The 17,407-nt window shown below is 44.1% G+C and carries 31 protein-coding genes; 29 read left to right on the forward strand and 2 right to left on the reverse strand.

Going from position 1 to position 17,407, the window contains the following annotated elements:
- The first annotated feature begins 4 nt into the window (after positions 1 to 4).
- Entirely contained in the window at positions 5 to 532 is a 528-nt protein-coding gene (locus TERMP_RS00420) for an ASCH domain-containing protein (RefSeq protein WP_013466362.1), read from the forward strand.
- Here the strand turns inward: TERMP_RS00420 and TERMP_RS00425 are convergent.
- Together TERMP_RS00425 and TERMP_RS00430 are read right to left on the reverse strand one after the other, a co-directional pair.
- Positions 525 to 1,154, reverse strand: coding sequence for a ZPR1 zinc finger domain-containing protein (locus tag TERMP_RS00425; protein ID WP_013466363.1), 630 nt, complete (start codon positions 1,152 to 1,154; stop codon positions 525 to 527). The two genes, TERMP_RS00420 and TERMP_RS00425, sit on opposite strands and share 8 nt — an antisense overlap.
- Positions 1,155 to 1,220: 66 nt before the next feature.
- Positions 1,221 to 1,622 (reverse strand): cell division protein SepF, encoded by a 402-nt coding sequence (locus tag TERMP_RS00430; protein ID WP_013466364.1) that lies wholly within the window; start codon positions 1,620 to 1,622, stop codon positions 1,221 to 1,223.
- A 581-nt stretch (positions 1,623 to 2,203) separates the two neighbouring features.
- Between TERMP_RS00430 and TERMP_RS00435 the strand changes: the two genes are divergently transcribed.
- The 28 genes from TERMP_RS00435 (at position 2,204) to TERMP_RS00570 (ending at position 17,392) form a co-directional block, all read left to right on the forward strand.
- Complete coding sequence (locus TERMP_RS00435) at positions 2,204 to 2,980, forward strand: putative RNA uridine N3 methyltransferase (protein ID WP_013466366.1); 777 nt, start codon at positions 2,204 to 2,206, stop codon at positions 2,978 to 2,980.
- 1 nt (position 2,981) lies between these two features.
- Positions 2,982 to 4,022, forward strand: a complete 1,041-nt coding sequence (locus TERMP_RS00440; RefSeq protein WP_013466367.1) for a 50S ribosomal protein L3 — start codon at positions 2,982 to 2,984, stop codon at positions 4,020 to 4,022.
- A gap of 10 nt (positions 4,023 to 4,032) precedes the next feature.
- Entirely contained in the window at positions 4,033 to 4,800 is a 768-nt protein-coding gene (gene rpl4p / locus TERMP_RS00445; RefSeq protein WP_013466368.1) for a 50S ribosomal protein L4, read from the forward strand.
- Positions 4,801 to 4,806: 6 nt separating this feature from the next.
- Entirely contained in the window at positions 4,807 to 5,067 is a 261-nt protein-coding gene (locus TERMP_RS00450; RefSeq protein WP_013466369.1) for a 50S ribosomal protein L23, read from the forward strand.
- Positions 5,068 to 5,078: 11 nt separating this feature from the next.
- The gene (locus TERMP_RS00455; RefSeq protein WP_013466370.1) at positions 5,079 to 5,798 is read left to right on the forward strand and encodes a 50S ribosomal protein L2; all 720 of its coding nucleotides are present in this window, start codon (positions 5,079 to 5,081) and stop codon (positions 5,796 to 5,798) included.
- A gap of 10 nt (positions 5,799 to 5,808) precedes the next feature.
- Positions 5,809 to 6,207: a 30S ribosomal protein S19 gene (rpsS, locus tag TERMP_RS00460; RefSeq protein ID WP_013466371.1), complete on the forward strand. Its 399-nt coding sequence runs from the start codon at positions 5,809 to 5,811 to the stop codon at positions 6,205 to 6,207.
- A 10-nt stretch (positions 6,208 to 6,217) separates the two neighbouring features.
- Positions 6,218 to 6,688 (forward strand): 50S ribosomal protein L22, encoded by a 471-nt coding sequence (rplV, locus tag TERMP_RS00465; protein WP_013466372.1) that lies wholly within the window; start codon positions 6,218 to 6,220, stop codon positions 6,686 to 6,688.
- Positions 6,689 to 6,692: 4 nt separating this feature from the next.
- Complete coding sequence (gene rpsC, locus TERMP_RS00470) at positions 6,693 to 7,316, forward strand: 30S ribosomal protein S3 (RefSeq protein WP_013466373.1); 624 nt, start codon at positions 6,693 to 6,695, stop codon at positions 7,314 to 7,316.
- Positions 7,313 to 7,513, forward strand: a complete 201-nt coding sequence (rpmC, locus tag TERMP_RS00475; protein WP_013466374.1) for a 50S ribosomal protein L29 — start codon at positions 7,313 to 7,315, stop codon at positions 7,511 to 7,513. Before rpsC ends, rpmC begins: the two co-directional genes overlap by 4 nt.
- 3 nt (positions 7,514 to 7,516) lie before the next feature.
- Positions 7,517 to 7,816, forward strand: a complete 300-nt coding sequence (gene yciH / locus TERMP_RS00480) for a stress response translation initiation inhibitor YciH (RefSeq protein WP_193385904.1) — start codon at positions 7,517 to 7,519, stop codon at positions 7,814 to 7,816.
- Positions 7,702 to 8,079, forward strand: coding sequence for a ribonuclease P protein component 1 (locus TERMP_RS00485; protein WP_081452192.1), 378 nt, complete (start codon positions 7,702 to 7,704; stop codon positions 8,077 to 8,079). Before yciH ends, TERMP_RS00485 begins: the two co-directional genes overlap by 115 nt.
- Entirely contained in the window at positions 8,076 to 8,411 is a 336-nt protein-coding gene (locus tag TERMP_RS00490) for a 30S ribosomal protein S17 (RefSeq protein WP_013466377.1), read from the forward strand. Before TERMP_RS00485 ends, TERMP_RS00490 begins: the two co-directional genes overlap by 4 nt.
- A gap of 5 nt (positions 8,412 to 8,416) precedes the next feature.
- On the forward strand, positions 8,417 to 8,851 hold the full coding sequence (locus TERMP_RS00495; protein ID WP_013466378.1) for a 50S ribosomal protein L14: 435 nt from the start codon (positions 8,417 to 8,419) through the stop codon (positions 8,849 to 8,851).
- A gap of 10 nt (positions 8,852 to 8,861) precedes the next feature.
- Positions 8,862 to 9,224, forward strand: a complete 363-nt coding sequence (rplX, locus tag TERMP_RS00500; protein ID WP_013466379.1) for a 50S ribosomal protein L24 — start codon at positions 8,862 to 8,864, stop codon at positions 9,222 to 9,224.
- A gap of 2 nt (positions 9,225 to 9,226) precedes the next feature.
- Positions 9,227 to 9,973, forward strand: a complete 747-nt coding sequence (locus tag TERMP_RS00505; RefSeq protein WP_013466380.1) for a 30S ribosomal protein S4e — start codon at positions 9,227 to 9,229, stop codon at positions 9,971 to 9,973.
- Between the two features lie 11 nt (positions 9,974 to 9,984).
- Positions 9,985 to 10,536, forward strand: coding sequence for a 50S ribosomal protein L5 (locus tag TERMP_RS00510; RefSeq protein WP_013466381.1), 552 nt, complete (start codon positions 9,985 to 9,987; stop codon positions 10,534 to 10,536).
- A gap of 3 nt (positions 10,537 to 10,539) precedes the next feature.
- On the forward strand, positions 10,540 to 10,710 hold the full coding sequence (locus TERMP_RS00515) for a 30S ribosomal protein S14 (RefSeq protein ID WP_013466382.1): 171 nt from the start codon (positions 10,540 to 10,542) through the stop codon (positions 10,708 to 10,710).
- A gap of 11 nt (positions 10,711 to 10,721) precedes the next feature.
- Positions 10,722 to 11,114, forward strand: a complete 393-nt coding sequence (locus tag TERMP_RS00520) for a 30S ribosomal protein S8 (protein WP_013466383.1) — start codon at positions 10,722 to 10,724, stop codon at positions 11,112 to 11,114.
- A 10-nt stretch (positions 11,115 to 11,124) separates the two neighbouring features.
- Complete coding sequence (locus tag TERMP_RS00525) at positions 11,125 to 11,679, forward strand: 50S ribosomal protein L6 (RefSeq protein ID WP_013466384.1); 555 nt, start codon at positions 11,125 to 11,127, stop codon at positions 11,677 to 11,679.
- Between the two features lie 10 nt (positions 11,680 to 11,689).
- Positions 11,690 to 12,070: a 50S ribosomal protein L32e gene (locus TERMP_RS00530; RefSeq protein ID WP_013466385.1), complete on the forward strand. Its 381-nt coding sequence runs from the start codon at positions 11,690 to 11,692 to the stop codon at positions 12,068 to 12,070.
- 5 nt (positions 12,071 to 12,075) lie between these two features.
- Positions 12,076 to 12,519, forward strand: a complete 444-nt coding sequence (locus tag TERMP_RS00535; protein ID WP_373419378.1) for a 50S ribosomal protein L19e — start codon at positions 12,076 to 12,078, stop codon at positions 12,517 to 12,519.
- Between the two features lie 5 nt (positions 12,520 to 12,524).
- Complete coding sequence (locus tag TERMP_RS00540; RefSeq protein ID WP_013466387.1) at positions 12,525 to 13,130, forward strand: 50S ribosomal protein L18; 606 nt, start codon at positions 12,525 to 12,527, stop codon at positions 13,128 to 13,130.
- Complete coding sequence (rpsE, locus tag TERMP_RS00545; RefSeq protein ID WP_013466388.1) at positions 13,127 to 13,834, forward strand: 30S ribosomal protein S5; 708 nt, start codon at positions 13,127 to 13,129, stop codon at positions 13,832 to 13,834. Before TERMP_RS00540 ends, rpsE begins: the two co-directional genes overlap by 4 nt.
- A gap of 11 nt (positions 13,835 to 13,845) precedes the next feature.
- Positions 13,846 to 14,313, forward strand: a complete 468-nt coding sequence (locus tag TERMP_RS00550; RefSeq protein WP_013466389.1) for a 50S ribosomal protein L30 — start codon at positions 13,846 to 13,848, stop codon at positions 14,311 to 14,313.
- A 10-nt stretch (positions 14,314 to 14,323) separates the two neighbouring features.
- A complete protein-coding gene (locus tag TERMP_RS00555; protein ID WP_013466390.1) occupies positions 14,324 to 14,767 on the forward strand; it encodes an uL15m family ribosomal protein in 444 nt (147 codons plus the stop codon).
- A 33-nt stretch (positions 14,768 to 14,800) separates the two neighbouring features.
- Complete coding sequence (secY, locus tag TERMP_RS00560; RefSeq protein ID WP_013466391.1) at positions 14,801 to 16,189, forward strand: preprotein translocase subunit SecY; 1,389 nt, start codon at positions 14,801 to 14,803, stop codon at positions 16,187 to 16,189.
- Between the two features lie 98 nt (positions 16,190 to 16,287).
- Entirely contained in the window at positions 16,288 to 16,878 is a 591-nt protein-coding gene (locus TERMP_RS00565) for an adenylate kinase (protein ID WP_013466392.1), read from the forward strand.
- On the forward strand, positions 16,871 to 17,392 hold the full coding sequence (locus TERMP_RS00570) for a DUF106 domain-containing protein (RefSeq protein WP_013466393.1): 522 nt from the start codon (positions 16,871 to 16,873) through the stop codon (positions 17,390 to 17,392). The genes TERMP_RS00565 and TERMP_RS00570 overlap by 8 nt, the downstream gene beginning before the upstream one ends.
- The last annotated feature ends 15 nt before the right edge of the window (positions 17,393 to 17,407 follow it).

Raw genomic sequence — 17,407 nt, forward strand, 5'->3', positions numbered from 1 at the left:
GAGCATGGAGCATGTGATTGCACTTCATCAGGTATATGGCGAGCTTATATTCAGAGGGTTGAAGTCTCACGAAATTAGACGTTCGAGAGTTTTTAATGAAGGGGATATTGTCTTCCTTTACATAGCGAGAGGGAATTTATTCACCCTTAAGAGAACACTTGAGAAACTCGGCTTAACTGAGGAGCAACTGTTAACTAAGAGGGGAACAATTGCGGGTGGTTTTGAGGTGGGAGAGGTCATAAAGGCTGATTTCGAGACCCTTTGGGAGCTTACAAAAGACACAAGCGGCTTAACCTTCGTTCACGGGGAAGAGCGGGGCAAGCGGTGGCTTAAGGAATATATCAAAAATTACGGCTACGCCTTTACCATTGAGGAGCCATTCCTCTTCAAGGAGCCTATAAGCAGAGAAGAGATGAAAGAAAAGTACGGTGTCTTTGTGGAGGGTATTATTCACCTCTCAAGCAAGACGAGACAACCTTGGGTTAGGGCTCTGCTTGAGGACTTAATGAGTAGGGAAACAGTTTTTATTTAGCATTTTCTTTCTCAAGTTCTTCTGGTTCAATTACCACATAAGGTCCTGTGCTGAGCTTTTTAATTTCTTCCTTTGTCAAAAGTCTGCTCTTGACTTTTTCACCTATCAATGCGCTGTTTCCGAAGGGATCCATAATTTTAACTGTTAATGACCTTCTACCTTCCTTAACATCTTCAATGTACTCCAAAAGCTCATCAATTCTATTAACTGCTTCTTTATCGTTTTCCTGTTCTTTAAAGTTCCTTGCCATCAGAAGAGTTTCTTTAACTCTCTCCAAAACACCTTCAACGTTGCTTACGAATCCCTGACTCGCTGGTCCGGGTTCGATCTTTATGCCGAGTTCTTCCAGTTCAATTGTCCCGCTCTTGCTCCTCACAACCCTCGTAAACAAATCTTTTTCGTCTTCAACCTTCACTGTGTATAGCTTTGGTTCCTTTTCCTCCAATATCATCACATCTGCACTTCTGTAGCCGCATTTTTCACAGATGATCGTTGACTCCATGACCTTGCCGAAGTAGGGGATATCATGAATATATTGAATGGCTTTGAGGGTATCTTTTCCTCCACAGATTGGACAGTTCCCAAGTCTGATCTCTTGAATATTGGCTGTCTTTTCGTTCATGAGAGTCACCAGTAGAAGAGTTCCAGGGGGGTTTATAAATTCATTGTTGAGGAAAGGAAAGAAAGGTTAGCCCCTGTATATCTTTATGTCTGGAGGTGTTACAATGAGCTTGATTTCATACTTAGAAACTTTTGCAAGATCCCCACCAAGCCCATGTACCATACCTTTTATTTGCTCCGCAATCTTCTCCAGTATCTCCTGCTTTGACTCAAGGGGGGTTAAGTCAACTATGACAATATTTCCTTCCTGAATTTCTTCGGAAATCTTTTCCAGATCAGTGTAGCTGGTGACAACGATTTTTTTGATGTATCTAATTTCGGGCTTTGCAATTTCCTTTGCAAGCTCATCTTCCTCCATGGGAATAACATCAATATCTGCCCTTACTTTCCCTTCAAGTTCCTTCCTTGAAAATTTTAGGGGCTTTCTTTTTGGCTCTTCTTTCTTAATAATTTTGTCAAACAGTCCCATTATTTTTCCCTCCATGAACCTTAGACTGAATTATTTTTGTGCATTGGTGTTTATATTTCTTGTGGAAGGGCGACAAGGGGCGAAGCCCCTTATCTCCCTTTACCCTCAATCCCTATCTTTCTCTATTGGGGAAACTACGTTTCCCACACCCTTCCTTTTTTCTTAGCTATCGGGGGAGCTATGCTCCCTTTGCCCCTCATATTTTTGAGTTCCAGAGATAAGACCTTCTCTTTACCTTCAATCTTATATTTATTAGGGAAACGCAGTTTTTTCAAACTTTTCTGGAGTTAATTTAGTGTTGTCTCCAAAGCTTGTTCCTCTTTTTCTTTCAGCGTCCTTTGAGCGCTTACTTGAGTGGAACATCGATAAGGTGAGGTCATTAAGGGAAGTTTACTCAAAACAACAACCTTGTAGGATGACGTACGAACTTTGATCAAACTTTGCCTTCGCAAAGTTTGCTTTGCAAAAATTTTTCACACCTCAAAGACAGAAAAAGGGTGGAAGGGTTCGAAAGTCTTTTAAATACTTTCCTTTTACTCCATCACAGCTTCCCCATGTGTATAAGTGAAGGATGAGCAAAAATGACATTACACATCTTCATTCCAGATTCGCTCCTTGAAGAGACAGCCGACCCGAAAATAAGGACATACAAAGTTGGGCAGATAGCAAGGGCAGCTGCAATCTTCGGTGTTGAACACATATGGATTTACAAAGCCGGCGGCAAGGATGGAAAGTTCATAAAACTGATCCTTGAATACGCAGAAACCCCCCAATACCTCCGCAAGACATTGTTCCCGATAAGGAAGGAGCTTAAATACGTTGGGGTGATTCCTCCTTTAAGAACCCCACACCATAAGCTCAAGGGAAGACCCAAGCTGGGGGAAATTCGGGAGGGTGTAATCATTAAAAAGGGAAAGCGGCTTTACGCGGACATTGGCCTTGATGAGCTGGCTCTCGTTGAAGGCTCTGGAGAAGGGCGAATGACGTTCAAAATAGTCTCAGTGAATCCCCTAAAGGTAGTTCCGGCAAAACCTGCTGAATATTGGGGATACAGGGTTCATCTCACGAACAAACCACTGGCAAAAACACTTAAAAAGGCAAGACTTGACTTAGCAATCGCAACCTCACGTAAAGGTGAGGATGTAAGGAAAGTTAAGCTCCCTCCGCTGGAGGGAGATATCGGATTCGTGTTCGGATCGCCGAGAAAAGGCGTGATGGAGATCCTGAGAGACTTCAATGAGGATTATCCCTTTGATCTAATCCTCAATACGATTCCAAATCAAAAGACAAAAACGGTTAGAACCGAAGAAGCCGTGTTGGCGACTTTGGCGGTGTTTAATTTCATAAGGAGGGATTGATATGGGTAAGATTAGCAAGCCAAGAAGAGGTTCACTGGCGTATTCCCCAAGAAAAAGGGCCAAGAGCATAGTCCCAAGAATTAGGAAGTGGCCTCAAGAGGAGGAAGTGAGGTTACTCGGATTCGCTGGATACAAGGCAGGAATGACTCACATACTCATGATAGATGACAGACCAGGACTTACAAAGGGCAAAGAAATATTCATGCCGGTTACAATAGTTGAGACTCCACCAATGGTTGTCTTTGGAATCAGAGCATACAAACAGGGTTATCTTGGTCTTGAAACAGCAACAGAGGTCTGGATTCCAAATCTCAATCCAGACCTAAAGAGAAGGATCAAAACACTTCCAAAGAACTACGATGAAGGGGCATTCCAGCAGAAGCTTGGCGAGCTTGAAGACTTAGTTAAGAGCGGTGAAATTGTTGAAGTTAGGGCATTGGTTCACACTCAGCCAAGGCTCATCAAGCTCAAGAAGAAGCCGGAAGTTATGGAATACGCCGTTGGTGGAAAGAGTGTGGAGGACAAGTTTGCCTATCTAAAGGAAAAGCTTGGAAAAGAAATCAGGGCTAAGGAAGTCCTCAAGGAAGGTGAGCTTTTAGATGTTATAGCCGTCACAAAGGGTAAGGGAACTCAAGGTCCAGTTAAGAGATGGGGCATTAAGATTCAGTTCCACAAGGCTCAGAGAGCTGGAAAGGGAAGGCACGTTGGTAATCTCGGCCCATGGCATCCAGCAAGGGTTATGTGGACAGTTCCACAAGCCGGTCAGATGGGCTTCCACCACAGGACAGAGTTCAACAAAAGGTTGATCGCTATTGGTGAGAACGGATTTCTTGAGCTCAATGGCAACAAGATCGAGATTACACCAAAGGGCGGCTTTCCACACTATGGAATCGTTAGGAGTGACTTCCTCATGATTGCAGGTTCAGTGCCAGGTGCGATTAAGAGAATCGTCAGAGTCAGACCAGCAATCAGACCACCAGCTAAGAAGCCACCTGTTGAGAGGCCACAGATTACATACGTTAGTAGAGAATCAAAGCAGTGAGGTGAGTTAGATGAAGGTTAAGGTATTTTCACTCAACGGCGAGCCAATTGAGGAAATTGAGCTGCCCAAGGTATTTGAAACTCCCTTCAGACCAGATTTGATTAGAAGAGCGGTCATCGCTTCATGGACACACAGAATTCAGCCCCAGGGTAGAGACCCAATGGCCGGTAAGAGAAGGGTCACAGAGAACATTGGTAAGGGTCACGGAATGGCAAGAGTTGAAAGAATAAAGACCGCTCCAAGGTTTGCTGCATTCGTCCCATTTGCAAGGGGAGGTAGAAGGGCTCATCCGCCAAAGGTCGAGAAGATAATCTGGGAGGATATCAACAGGAAAGAGAAAAAGCTTGCCCTCATGAGTGCAATTGCAGCAACAGCCAACTATGATTTGGTTAGAGCGAGAGGGCACATAATCGACAACGTTCCGCAAATTCCACTCATCGTTGAGGATGAGCTCGAGAAGATAGGTAAGACAAGGGAGACAAGGGAGATATTCAAGAAGCTCGGCATTTGGGATGATATTGAGAGAGCTAAGAAGAACACAAAGGTTAGAGCTGGAAAAGGTAAGATGAGAGGAAGGAGATACAAGAAGGCCAAAGGTCCACTCATCGTCGTTGCAAAGAATGAGGGAATAATCTTAGGCGCAAGGAACCACCCAGGTGTTGATGTTGTATTAGTAGATAACCTTGGAGTTGAGGTTTTAGCACCAGGTACACACCCAGGAAGATTGACAATCTGGACAAAGGGTGCAATTGAGAGATTGAGGGAGATTTACGGGTGATGGAAGATGGATCCGTACAAGGTTATTATTAGACCTGTTGTTACAGAAAAGGCAGTTTCATTGATTGAGAAAGAAAACAAGCTCACATTCATCGTTGACAGAAGAGCCACAAAGCAAGATATCAAGAGAGCAGTAGAGGAGATCTACAATGTTAAAGTTGAAAAAGTGAATACACTTATTACAATGAAGGGCGAGAAGAAGGCATATGTTAAGCTCAAGCCTGAATACAGTGCAAGTGAAATCGCTGCCAGGATAGGATTGTTCTGAGGTGGGTGAGAATGGGTAAGAGTTTGATTCAACAGAGGAGAGGTAAAGGAAGTCCAACCTTTAGGGCCCCGTCTCACAGGTATAGGGGAGCTGTGAGGTATATACCCCTTAACCTGACAAAGGAAAAGACAATCGTTGGTAAGGTCGTTGAAATCCTCCACGATCCTGGAAGAACCGCACCAGTTGCAAGGGTTAAGTTTGAAAACGGTCTTGAAAAGCTCATTATAGCCCCAGAGGGACTCTTGGTTGGAGATGAGATAGCAATTGGACCAAACGCACCAATCAAGATAGGCAACACACTTCCATTAGCTATGATCCCTGAGGGAACTTACATCTATGACATTGAGGCAGTTCCAGGTGATGGAGGAAAGTTCGTAAGAGCCGGCGGTAGCTATGCATTAGTTGTCAGCAGAGAAAAAGACAAGGTCATTGTTCAACTGCCGAGCGGTGAGCTTAAAGCATTCAACCCAATGTGCAGGGCAACAATTGGTGTTGTCGCCGGTGGTGGAAGGTTGGAGAAGCCATTAGTTAAGGCGGGTAAGGCATACTATGTCATGAAAGCAAGGAACAGGTTCTGGCCGAAGCCAAGAGGTGTCAAGATGAACGCTGTGAACCACCCACACGGTGGTAAAGAGCACCACATCGGCAGACCAAGCACCGTCTCTCGTAGAGCTCCACCCGGAAGAAAGGTTGGTCATATTGCTGCGAGAAGAACGGGTAGGAGGAAGTGAGGTGATTTGAATGGCAAGAAAAGAGTTTAGATATCGCGGTTACACCCTTGAAGAGCTCTTAAACATGCCTCTTGATAAGGTAGCTGAGCTTTTCCCTGCAAGACAGAGGAGAAGCTTGAAGAGAGGCTTTAGTCCAGAGCAGAAGAAGCTCTTGAGGAAGATTAGGCTGGCTAAGAAGGGCAAATACAAGAAGCCCATCAGAACACACTGCAGGGACATGGTAATCCTCCCAGAGATGGTTGGTATAACCATCTACGTCCACAATGGAAAAGAGTTCGTGCCCGTTGAAATAAAGCCAGAGATGATAGGACACTACTTGGGTGAGTTTGCATTAACAAGAAAGAGAGTCCAGCACGGTTCACCTGGTGTTGGTGCAACAAGATCATCAATGTTCGTTGCAATCAAGTGAGGTGGTATGAATGTCCAGAGGAAGATTTGGCTACTCTTTCCAAAATTTTGATCCAGAAAGGATGGCGAGAGCAAGTGGAAGGGACTTAAGAATCTCACCAAAGTTTTCCGTCGAGATATGCAGAGAGATTAGGGGAATGATGCTTAACGATGCAATAAAATTCCTTGATGATGTAATTGCAATGAGGAGACCAGTTCCATTGAGAAGATTCAACGACTCACAGGGACACAAGAGAGGAAAGGGCTTTGGTCCAGGTAGGTATCCAGTCAAGGTTGCAAAGGCAATAAAGAAAGTTCTCCTGAATGCAAAGAACAACGCAGAGCAGAAGGGACTTGATCCAGACAAGCTTAAGATCATCCATGCAGCAGCCCACAGGGGCCCAGTGCTCAGGGGGTACATCCCAAGGGCTTTTGGAAGGGCTACACCATTCAACGAGGAGACAACGCACATTGAGATAGTTGTTGAAGAGGTAAGGAGGTGAGCTCATGGCTATTGAGAGATACTTCATTAGAGAAGCAGTTAAAGAAATGCTCATCGATGAATATCTGGAAAAGGAATTAAGGAGAGCAGGTTACGGTGGACTGGACATTAAGAAAACACCTCTTGGAACAAAAGTTATAATTTTTGCAGCGAATCCTGGTTATGTTATAGGTAGAGGTGGGAGAAGAATCAGGGAGCTCACAAGGATTCTTGAGAGGCAGTTCGGATTGGAAAATCCACAGATTGAAGTTGAGGAAATTAAGAACCCTTATCTAAACGCAAAGGTTCAGGCAGTTAGGCTTGCCCAAGCTTTAGAAAGGGGCGTTCACTTCAGAAGGGCAGCTTATGCGGCAATTAGGGCAATTATGAGGAATGGTGCAAGAGGCGTCGAGATTCGCTTAAGCGGAAAGCTTACAGGTGAGAGAGCAAAGAGCATTAGATTTTACCAGGGCTACCTTGCAAAAGTCGGAAACCCTGCCGAAACCTTAGTCAGCAAGGGATATGCACAGGCTTTGCTTAAGCTTGGTGTTATTGGTGTTAAAGTCGCGATAATGCCGCCAGAGGCAAGGCTTCCAGATGAAATTGAGATTATTGAGAAGCCACTTGAAGAAGAGGTGAGCGAAGGATGAAGCCCAGTGAAATTAGGGAGATGAGCTTGGAAGAGATTGAGCAGAAAATCAGAGAGCTTAGGCTTGAGCTTGCTAAGGAAAGGGGAATGCTCACGATGGGAACGTCTTTGGAGAACCCAATGGTTATTAGGAATCTTAGACGGGATATAGCCCGTTTGTTAACAATTAAAAGGGAGAAGTTGAGAGAAAGAAGGTGATGTTTGGTGCCAAGGATAGTAAACCCTCTGGATGAGATGTTGTTTAAAGAGGTATTGAAAGAACAGCAGAGGATTAAGGTCTATATTGAACGTGCAAGGTATGGAAAGCTGAAGACAATAATTGAAGGTATAGACGAGAAGGAATTTGACCTTGAGGAAATAGCAAAAAAACTGAAGGCGAAGCTGGCATGCGGAGGAACAGTAAAGAAGGGAAGAATCGAGCTTCAAGGGGATCACAGAGAAAAGGTCAAGCAATTGTTGGCAGAGTATGGATTTTCAGAGGACTTAATAGAAATCGAGTGAACAAGAAAACATTAATATGGCACGAGCTAATAGGGCTGAAGGTGAGAATCAGGAAGAGCTCTCATCCAGAGCTGGTTGGCATTGAGGGTTATGTAATAGACGAGACCAGAAATACGCTTACAATCGTCGGGGAAAAGGTTTGGATAATCCCCAAGAACGTTGTTGAATTTGAGTTTGAAGTTGGCAATAAGAAAATCGTGATCGATGGAAAGGAACTGATTGGAAGACCCGAGATGAGATTGAAGAAGAGGTGGAAAAAATGAGAGACATTGGGTTGAGAATTCAACCTCCCGCTGAAAAATGTGATGATCCAAAGTGCCCCTGGCATGGGCACTTGAAGATCCACGGTAGGGTATTTGAAGGAATAGTTGTCAGTGACAAGCCAAGAAGAACAGTTACAGTTGAAAGGCAGTACTACCACTACCTTAGAAAGTACGAGAGATACGAGCTCAGAAGGAGCAAAATACATGCACACAATCCGCCATGCATCAATGCCAAAGCCGGTGATAGAGTGTTGATTGCCGAGACAAGGCCGTTAAGCAAGACAAAACACTTTGTCGTCGTTGCAGTTTTGCAGAAAGCTGGTAAGAGGTGATTGCGATGGCAAAGAGAGGAAAGAAAGGTGCTGGTGCAACCAGAGGTGTTTCCCCTGTAAGGCCTACAAGGGCTTTACCCGTTGGTGCTTACCTTAAAGTTGCTGATAACAGCGGTGCGAAGGTAATCCAGATCATTGGTGTCGTTGAATACCATGGCGTTAGAAGAAGGCTGGCAAGTGCAGGCGTTGGTGATATGGTAGTTGCGACGGTTAAAAAGGGAAGACCAGACATGAGGCACCAAGTCGTTAGGGCAGTCATTGTTAGACAGAGAAAAGAATACAGAAGATTGGATGGTATGAGGGTTAAGTTTGAGGACAATGCAGCTGTTATTACAACAGAAGATGGTGTTCCGAGAGGAACTGAAATCAGGGGACCAATCGCAAGAGAAGCAGCTGAGAAGTGGGTTAGATTGGGTGGTATTGCGAGCATAGTATTGTGAGGTGAGAGAGATGAGACTTAAGAGTAAGCAACCAAGAAAGCAGAGGAAGTTTTTATATAACGCTCCTCTCCACTTAAGGCACAAGATAATGAGTGCCACACTATCACCAGAGCTCAGGGAGAAATACGGCGTAAGGAACCTGCCAATAAGGACTGGTGATAAGGTTAGAATTATGCGCGGAGATTACAAGGGTATTGAGGGTAAAGTTGTTGAAGTTGACTTAAAGAGATACAGGATTTACGTTGAGGGAGTCACACTTAAGAAGGTCAATGGAACTGAAGTGTTCTACCCAATACATCCCTCAAACGTTATGATTGTTGAGCTTAACCTTGACGATGAGAGAAGGAAGAAGATAATTGAGAGGAGGGCTTGAATATGGCAAGGAAAGGTGCTAAGAGGCATTTAAAGAGGCTTGCAGCTCCAACTCAATGGTATATTGAGAGAAAAGCCTATAAGTGGGCTGTGAGACCAAGGCCAGGACCGCACAACATGAGAACATCAATTCCACTTCTCTACATTGTTAGAGATTACCTTGGCTATGCAAAGACGGCAAGAGAAGCAAGAAAGATACTCAACGAAGGCAAAATCCTCGTAGACGGCAAGGCAAGAAAAGACTACAAGTTTCCAGTTGGAATTATGGATGTTGTTTCAATCCCCGAGACTGGTGAGCATTACAGGGTTCTACCAAACAGAATTGGCAAGCTCATCCTCCATCCAATAAGCGAGGAAGAGGCTAAGATAAAGCCGCTTAGAATTACCAGGAAGGTCATGGTCAAGGGAGGAAACCTTCAGATTGGCTTCCATGATGGGACTAACTATCTCGTAAAGCTCAGCTCACTCACAGATGAAGTTAAAGACCGCTTCAAGACATCATACACGGTCTTCATGAAGATGCCGGAGAGAGAAATCACTGAGATACTTCCGTTTGAAATCGGTGCATACGTCTTCGTCACACAGGGTAAGAACGTTGCAAGAATCGGTAAGATAGTTGAGGTCAGACACTTCCCAGCGGGCTGGCCAGATGTTGTTACAATTGAAGATCAAGAAGGCGAACTCTTCGACACACTCAAAGAGTATGCCTTTGTTATTGGAAAGGACAAGCCAGGGATTTCACTGCCATGAGGTGAATTGAAATGATAGCAAATAGAGAGGCAATCTTAGCGGATTGGGAAGCTCATCCAATGAGGAGACCGAGGATAGCTAAGGTTACAATCAACATTGGTGTTGGCGGGAGCGGAGAAAGGCTAACCAAAGCAGAGACAATGCTCCAGCAGCTTGTTGGACAGAAGCCAATTAGGAGAAGGGCAAAGAAAACAAACAGGGATTTTGGAATTAGAAGAGGAGAGCCAATAGCTGTAAAAGTTACACTCAGAGGAAAGAAAGCCTATGAAATGCTCAAGAGACTTTTAGCAGCAGTTGACAACAAGCTCAAGGCATCAAGTTTTGATGAACACGGAAACGTCTGCTTTGGAATTGATGAGCATATCAATATCCCGGGAGTTGAATACGACCCAGAGATCGGTATCTTCGGTATGGATGTCTGTGTCACCCTTGAGAGACCAGGATTTAGAGTTGCAAGAAGGAGGAGAAAGAGAACAAAGATACCCACAAGACACAAACTGACAAAAGAAGAAGGTATGGTTTTCATGCAAGAGGAGTTTGGCGTTGAGATTGTGGAGGGATGATTAATGGCGAAGGCAGACTACAACAGGAGAAAACCGAGAAGGTTTGGTAAGGGTGCGAGAAGGTGCATTCGTTGCGGACAGTATGGGCCGATCATCAGAATCCACGGACTTATGTTGTGCAGGCACTGCTTTAGAGAGATGGCTCCAAAGTTAGGATTTAGGAAATACGAGTGAGGTGAGAGAAAATGACTTTGCTTGATCCGCTGGCAAATGCCCTGTCTCATATCACAAACAGTGAGAAGGTTGGGAAGAAAGAGGTTTACATAAAGCCAGCCTCAAAGCTCATTGGGGAAGTTTTGAGGGTCATGCAGGAAAACGGTTACATCGGTGAATTCGAGTTCATCGACGACGGAAGGGCTGGAATTTATAGGGTTCAGCTCATAGGCAAGATAAACAAAGCTGGGGCAATAAAGCCAAGATTCCCTGTCAAGGCGAGAGACTATGAGTACTGGGAGAAGAGGTTCCTCCCAGCATTCGAGTTTGGAATACTGATAGTCTCAACATCCCAAGGAGTAATGACCCACAAAGAAGCAAGAGATAGGGGAATTGGTGGAAGGCTGATAGCCTACGTCTACTGAGGTGAGAGAAATGCCAATTGATGCGTGGGTAAGGGAAGAAGTTGAAATTCCAGAGGGAGTTGAAGTCACCGTTGAAAATAACCTTGTTAAAGTAAAGGGGCCAAAAGGTGAGCTTGAAAGAGAGCTGAAGTATCCAGGAGTTAAGATATTCACAGAAGATGGCAAGGTTGTGATTTACAAGGACTTTCCAAGGAGAAAGGACATAGCAATTGCAAGAACATTCAAGGCACACATAAACAACATGATTAAGGGTGTAACAGAGGGCTTCACATACAAGCTTAAGGTTGTTTACAGTCACTTCCCAGTTACTGTTAAGGTTCAGGGAGATAAAGTTATCATCGAGAACTTCCTTGGTGAAAAAGCTCCAAGAATAGCTCAAATATTGCCGGGAGTCAAGGTCAAAGTTCAAGGACAGGAAATCATTGTTGAAGGAATCGATAAAGAAAAAGTAGGACAAACAGCTGCAAATATTGAGCAGGCAACGAGGATTACAAAGTGGGATAGAAGAGTGTTCCAAGATGGAATTTACATTGTTGAGAAGGCTGGCAAGCCTATAAAATTCTGAGGTGTGAGAAATGAATGAGAAAGCGAGACTCTTAAGAATTAGGGCAAAGCTCAAGAGGAAAAAGCCCAAGTTCCTCAGGCAGGAGTGGTGGCGCTTTCCAAAGTTCAAGAACGATCCAAAGTGGAGAAGGCCAAAGGGAATTGACAGCAAGATGAGACTCAAGAAAAAGGGTAAGCCAAGGTCACCAAGCATTGGATGGAGCTCACCCAAACTTGTTAGAGGATTACATCCAAGTGGGTATGAGGAAGTGTTAGTGCACAACGTCAAGGAGCTTGAGGCACTTGACCCGGCAAGACAGGCAGCAAGGATTGCAAGAACCGTCGGAAAGAAGAAGAGGATTATGATAGTTGAGAGAGCCAGAGAACTGGGTATTAAGGTGCTCAACGGGTGATAATCATGAGAATGCAGAGAAGAATTGCTGCTGAGATTTTGAAATGTGGTGAGAACAGAATCTGGATTGACCCTGAGAGAATTGAGGATGTCAAATCCGCAATCACAAGGGAAGATATCAAGCGTTTGATAAAAGAGGGAGTTATTAAGAAAAAGCCAGTCAAGGGACAGAGCACTTACAGAGCTAAAATAAGGCACGAGCAGAGGAAGAAAGGAAGACACAGGGGGCCAGGAAGCAGAAAGGGCAAGAAGACAGCGAGAATGGGCAAGAAAGAGAGATGGATTATGACCATCAGGGCATTGAGAAAAGAACTTAGAAAACTCAAGGCAGAGAAGAAGATAGATGTTCACACCTACAGGAGATTGTACATAAGAGCAAAAGGTGGACAGTTCAAGAACAAGCACCAGCTCTACCTGTTCCTTGAGGAGAAGGGAATATTGAAGAGGTGATATAAATGGCACACGGACCAAGATATAGGGTTCCATTCAGGAGAAGGAGAGAAGGTAAGACTAACTATCACAAGAGGCTTAAGCTCCTCAAGTCGGGCAAGCCAAGGTTAGTTGTTAGAAAAACATTAAACCATCACATTGCCCAAATCATCGTTTACGATCCAAAAGGAGACAGAACTTTGGTTTCAGCTCATACAAGGGAATTGATGAGAGACTTTGGCTGGAAGGGACACGGTGGAAACACTCCAAGTGCTTATCTGCTTGGTCTGCTCATCGGTTACAAGGCGTTGCAGAAGGGAATAAGCGAAGCCATCCTTGATATAGGCTTACACCCACCAACAAGAGGTTCGAGCATCTTTGCTGTCCTCAAAGGTGCAGTTGATGCTGGTTTAAACGTTCCACACAGCGAGGAAATTTACCCAGAGGATTATAGGATCAGGGGAGAACATATAGCCGAATATGCTAAGATGCTCAAAGAGGAAGATGAGGAGAGGTACAGAAGACAGTTTGGCGGTTATCTCCTTAAGGGTCTCGAACCTGAAAAGCTCCCAGAGCACTTTGATGAGGTCAAAGCGAGAATAATTGAAAAGTTTGAGGAGGCGAGAGAATGAGCCAAGACTGGAGGGAATACGCTCAAAGGGTATTGGAGGAGTGGCAGCCCAGGACTAAGTTAGGCATGCTCGTTAAAGAAGGACAAATTACCGACATTCATGAAGTGTTCAGAAAGGGGTACCAGATTAAGGAGCCGGAGATTGTTGACGTTTTACTGCCAGAGGTCAACGCAAGGGAAAACCAGCAAGTTCTTGACATTGCCCTGACAGTTAGAATGACTGACAGCGGTAGAAGGGTAAGATTCAGGGTCTTGGCTGCAGTTGGCAACAGAGATGGCTATGTTGGACTGGGCATTGGTCACGGAAAGGAAGTGGGAATTGCAATTAGAAAGGCAATAAACTATGCCAAGATGAACATCATTGAAATTAAGAGGGGCTGTGGTTCATGGGAGTGCAGATGCAAGAGACCGCACTCAGTCCCATTTGCAGTTGAAGGGAAAGAGGGAAGCGTTAGGGTTAAGCTCATGCCTGGACCAAGAGGTCTTGGTCTCGTCATAGGTGATGTGGGCAAGAAAATACTAACATTGGCGGGAGTTAAAGACGTCTGGAGCCAGAGCTTTGGTGAAACAAGAACAACAGTTAACTTCGCAAAGGCAGTGTTCGATGCACTCTACAACACTAACAGGGTTGCCATTAAACCAGAAATGATTGAGAAGTACGGTATAGTCGTTGGTAGAGAGATGCCCCAGAGCTTTGAACTGTGAGGTGAGCAAAGATGGCAAAAATAGCAATAATTAGGGTTAGAGGAAGGGTTGGAGTTAAGAGACCAGTGAAGGATACACTTGCGATGCTCAGACTTCATAAGGTTAACCATCTCGTTATAGTTGATGACACGCCAAGCTACAAGGGAATGATTCAGAAGGCAAAGGACTACATTACATGGGGTGAAATTAATGCAGAAACACTTGCAAAGCTCATAAGAAAGAGGGGCAGGCTAATTGGAAACAAGAGAGTTACAGATGAGTATGTTCAGGAGAAACTTGGGATGACAATTGAAGAGTTCGCCGAAAAGGTCATCAGCGGAGAAATGAAGCTCAGCGACTTGCCAAATCTCAAGCCAGTCTTTAGGCTCCATCCACCAAGGGGTGGCTTCAAGGGAAGCAAGAAGAGGACATTCAAAGAGGGAGGAGCTTTGGGCTACAGAGGCGAGAAGATTAATGAGCTTATAGAAAGAATGCTGTGAGGTGCTTATGATGATTAGGAGAAGGAAGAAAGTGAGAAAGCTTCGTGGTTCCCACACTCATGGCTGGGGATGCAAGAAAAAGCACAGGGGTGGAGGTCACAAAGGCGGTAGAGGAATGGCAGGAACTGGAAAGAGGAAGAAGACAAAGTGGACTTGGGTTATTAAGTACATGCCTGATCATCTCGGTAAGAGAGGATTCAGCAGACCAAAAGCTGTCCAGAGAGAAATCGTTGCTGTTAACTTGAAGTTCATTGATGAGCACTTGGACGAGCTCATGCAGATGGGAGTTGCATATGAAGAGAATGGAAAGATCATCGTTGATACAACCCAGTTCGCCGACAAAGTCTTAGGAACTGGAAAGCTTACAAAGCCTTTGGTCATTAAAGCTTATGCATTCTCCCCCAAGGCTCAGGAAAAGATTAGAGAAGCAGGGGGAGAGGCTGTCCTTGCTTGATCTTTTTATTTTAACTTTTGGCAGGTGTTAATCATGGGCGTAAGAGATGTAGTATATGCATTGGAAAGATGGTTTCCAGAAATCGAAAGACCAAAACGACATGTCCCCTTGAAAGAAAAGTTTGCTTGGACGGGTATTGTGTTGTTGTTATACTTTATACTCTCAGAAATACCCCTATTTGGCATGCCTCCAACTGTTCAGGATTATTTTCAAACTTTGAGAGTTGTTCTTGCGGGTAGAAGTGGAAGCATTCTAACTCTGGGTATTGGGCCTATAGTCACAGCCGGAATTATCATGCAGCTTTTAGTCGGTTCTGAAATTATTAAGCTTGATTTATCTGATCATGAGGATAGAAGGTTTTATCAGGCACTGCAGAGAGTATTCGCAGTGTTCATGTGCTTCTTTGAGGCAGCTATATATGTATTCGCTGGAGCATTTGGAAATCCTGCAACCAGTATTAAAATACTCCTGATGCTACAGCTGGCTATGGGCGGAATACTGCTCATCATAATGGATGAACTTGTGAGCAAATGGGGAATTGGGAGTGGTATAAGCCTTTTCATTGCGGCTGGTGTTTCCCAGACTATAATTACAAGAGCGTTCAATCCACTAACCACAACTCAAGTGATTGATCCCCTCACTGGAAAACCTGCTATAATTGGTGCGATTCCTGCGTTTATCCAGCATTTAATCAACGGTGATTTGACAGGTGGATTTTATAGAGGGAACCTGCCAGACATGAGCAATGTGCTTGCAACATTTGTTGTCTTCCTCATAGTGGTTTACTTAGAAAGCATGCGTGTTGAAATTCCACTCAGCTACGGAAGGGTCACGGTTAGGGGGAGGTATCCAATAAGGTTTATGTACGTTTCAAACATTCCAATTATCCTGACCTTTGCACTTTATGCAAATATTCAGCTCTGGGCAAGACTGCTACAGAGACTTGGCCATCCAATTTTGGGGCAGTTTGATCCAGAAACAGGTGCAGCGATTTCTGGATTTGTCAGATATACGATTCCTCCAAGGGACATTTTCCACGTTACTGCAGACCCAGTAAGGGCATTGATCTATGCTATCATGACAATATTCTTTTCCCTGATGTTCGGATTCCTCTGGGTTGAGCTAACTGGATTGGATGCAAAAAGTATAGCGAGACAACTGCAAAGAGCAGGGCTCCAGATTCCGGGATTCAGGAGAGATCCGAGAATACTTGAGAGGGTCCTCCAGAGGTATATTCCATATGTTACTTTCTGGGGTTCATTTACACTGGCAGTGGTTGCAATACTGGCAGATTTCCTTGGGGCATTAGGAACTGGGACTGGAATACTGCTGACTGTTGGTATACTCTACAGGTTCTATGAAGAGATAGCCAGAGAGCAAGTAAGCGAAATGTTCCCAATGCTTCGCAGGTTCTTTGGTTGACATTTCTTTTTCCAAAAAATCTTTAAACCCCCACTTCTTTTATCCCTTTGACAGCAAATCTCATTGAACTTAATCTCAGATTCATTAAGGTGATATCGATGCCGTTTGTGGTCATGATAACTGGTATTCCTGGGGTGGGTAAGAGTACTATAACAAGATTAGCTTTAAGAAGAACCCGGGCTAAATTCAGGCTCATCAACTTTGGAGACTTAATGTTTGAGGAAGCTGTAAAGTTGGGCTGGGTTAGGCACAGGGATGAGATGAGAAAACTGGATCTGCCAAAGCAGAGAATTCTTCAGCAGAAGGCAGCAGAAAAAATTGCAGAGATAGCAAAAAAAGAACCCGTCTTGTTGGATACCCATGCAACGATCAGAACTCCTCTTGGCTATCTGCTTGGATTTCCCCGGAAAGTTATTGAGACAATAAACCCGACTTTCATTGTAATAATAGAAGCAACTCCAAGCGAGATCCTCGGAAGAAGATTGAGGGATCTCAAAAGAGATAGAGATGTTGAAACTGAAGAGCAGATTCAAAGACATCAAGATTTAAATAGGGCTGCTGCGATAAGCTATGCAATGCATTCCAATGCACTTATAAAGATAATTGAAAACCATGAAGATAAAGGTCTTGAAGAGGCTGTTAATGAGTTGGTAAAAATACTTGATTTGGCGGTGGAGGAATATGCTTGAGCCTATATATGCTGTACTGGATAAGGTATTTGGACCGTTGCTGGTCTCAACTCATCCATTATGGGTAGTGACAATTTCAGGAATACTCTTGGGTGCATTCTTTACGTTGGTAAATTATTTCTTAGTTGACCAGGAAAAGATGAAGAGACTTCAGAAACTCAGCAAAGAGTTTCAAAAGGAATGGAATGAAGCAAAGAAGTCGGGAGATGAAAAGAAACTTAGAAAACTTCAGCAGAAACAGATGGAGCTTTTAAAGCTCCAGAATGAAGTTATGAAGGATACGTTCTTTAAACCAATGCTCGTGACAATGCCAATATTCTGGATATTCTTTGGATGGATGAGGAGATGGTACACCGAAGTTGTTGTTGTAAAGCTGCCATTCAACTTTTTCCTTGCTGACTTTTTCCACAAGTCATCGGCTCTCCATGCAAATGAGCTCGGCTACATTGGATGGTACATCCTGACTTCAATGGTAGTAGGACAGGTTTTAAGAAAGCTGCTTGACATGGCTTAGTTAAGTTTAAAAATG

The sequence above is a fragment of the Thermococcus barophilus MP genome, assembly GCF_000151105.2.
GTDB lineage: Archaea > Methanobacteriota_B > Thermococci > Thermococcales > Thermococcaceae > Thermococcus_B > Thermococcus_B barophilus.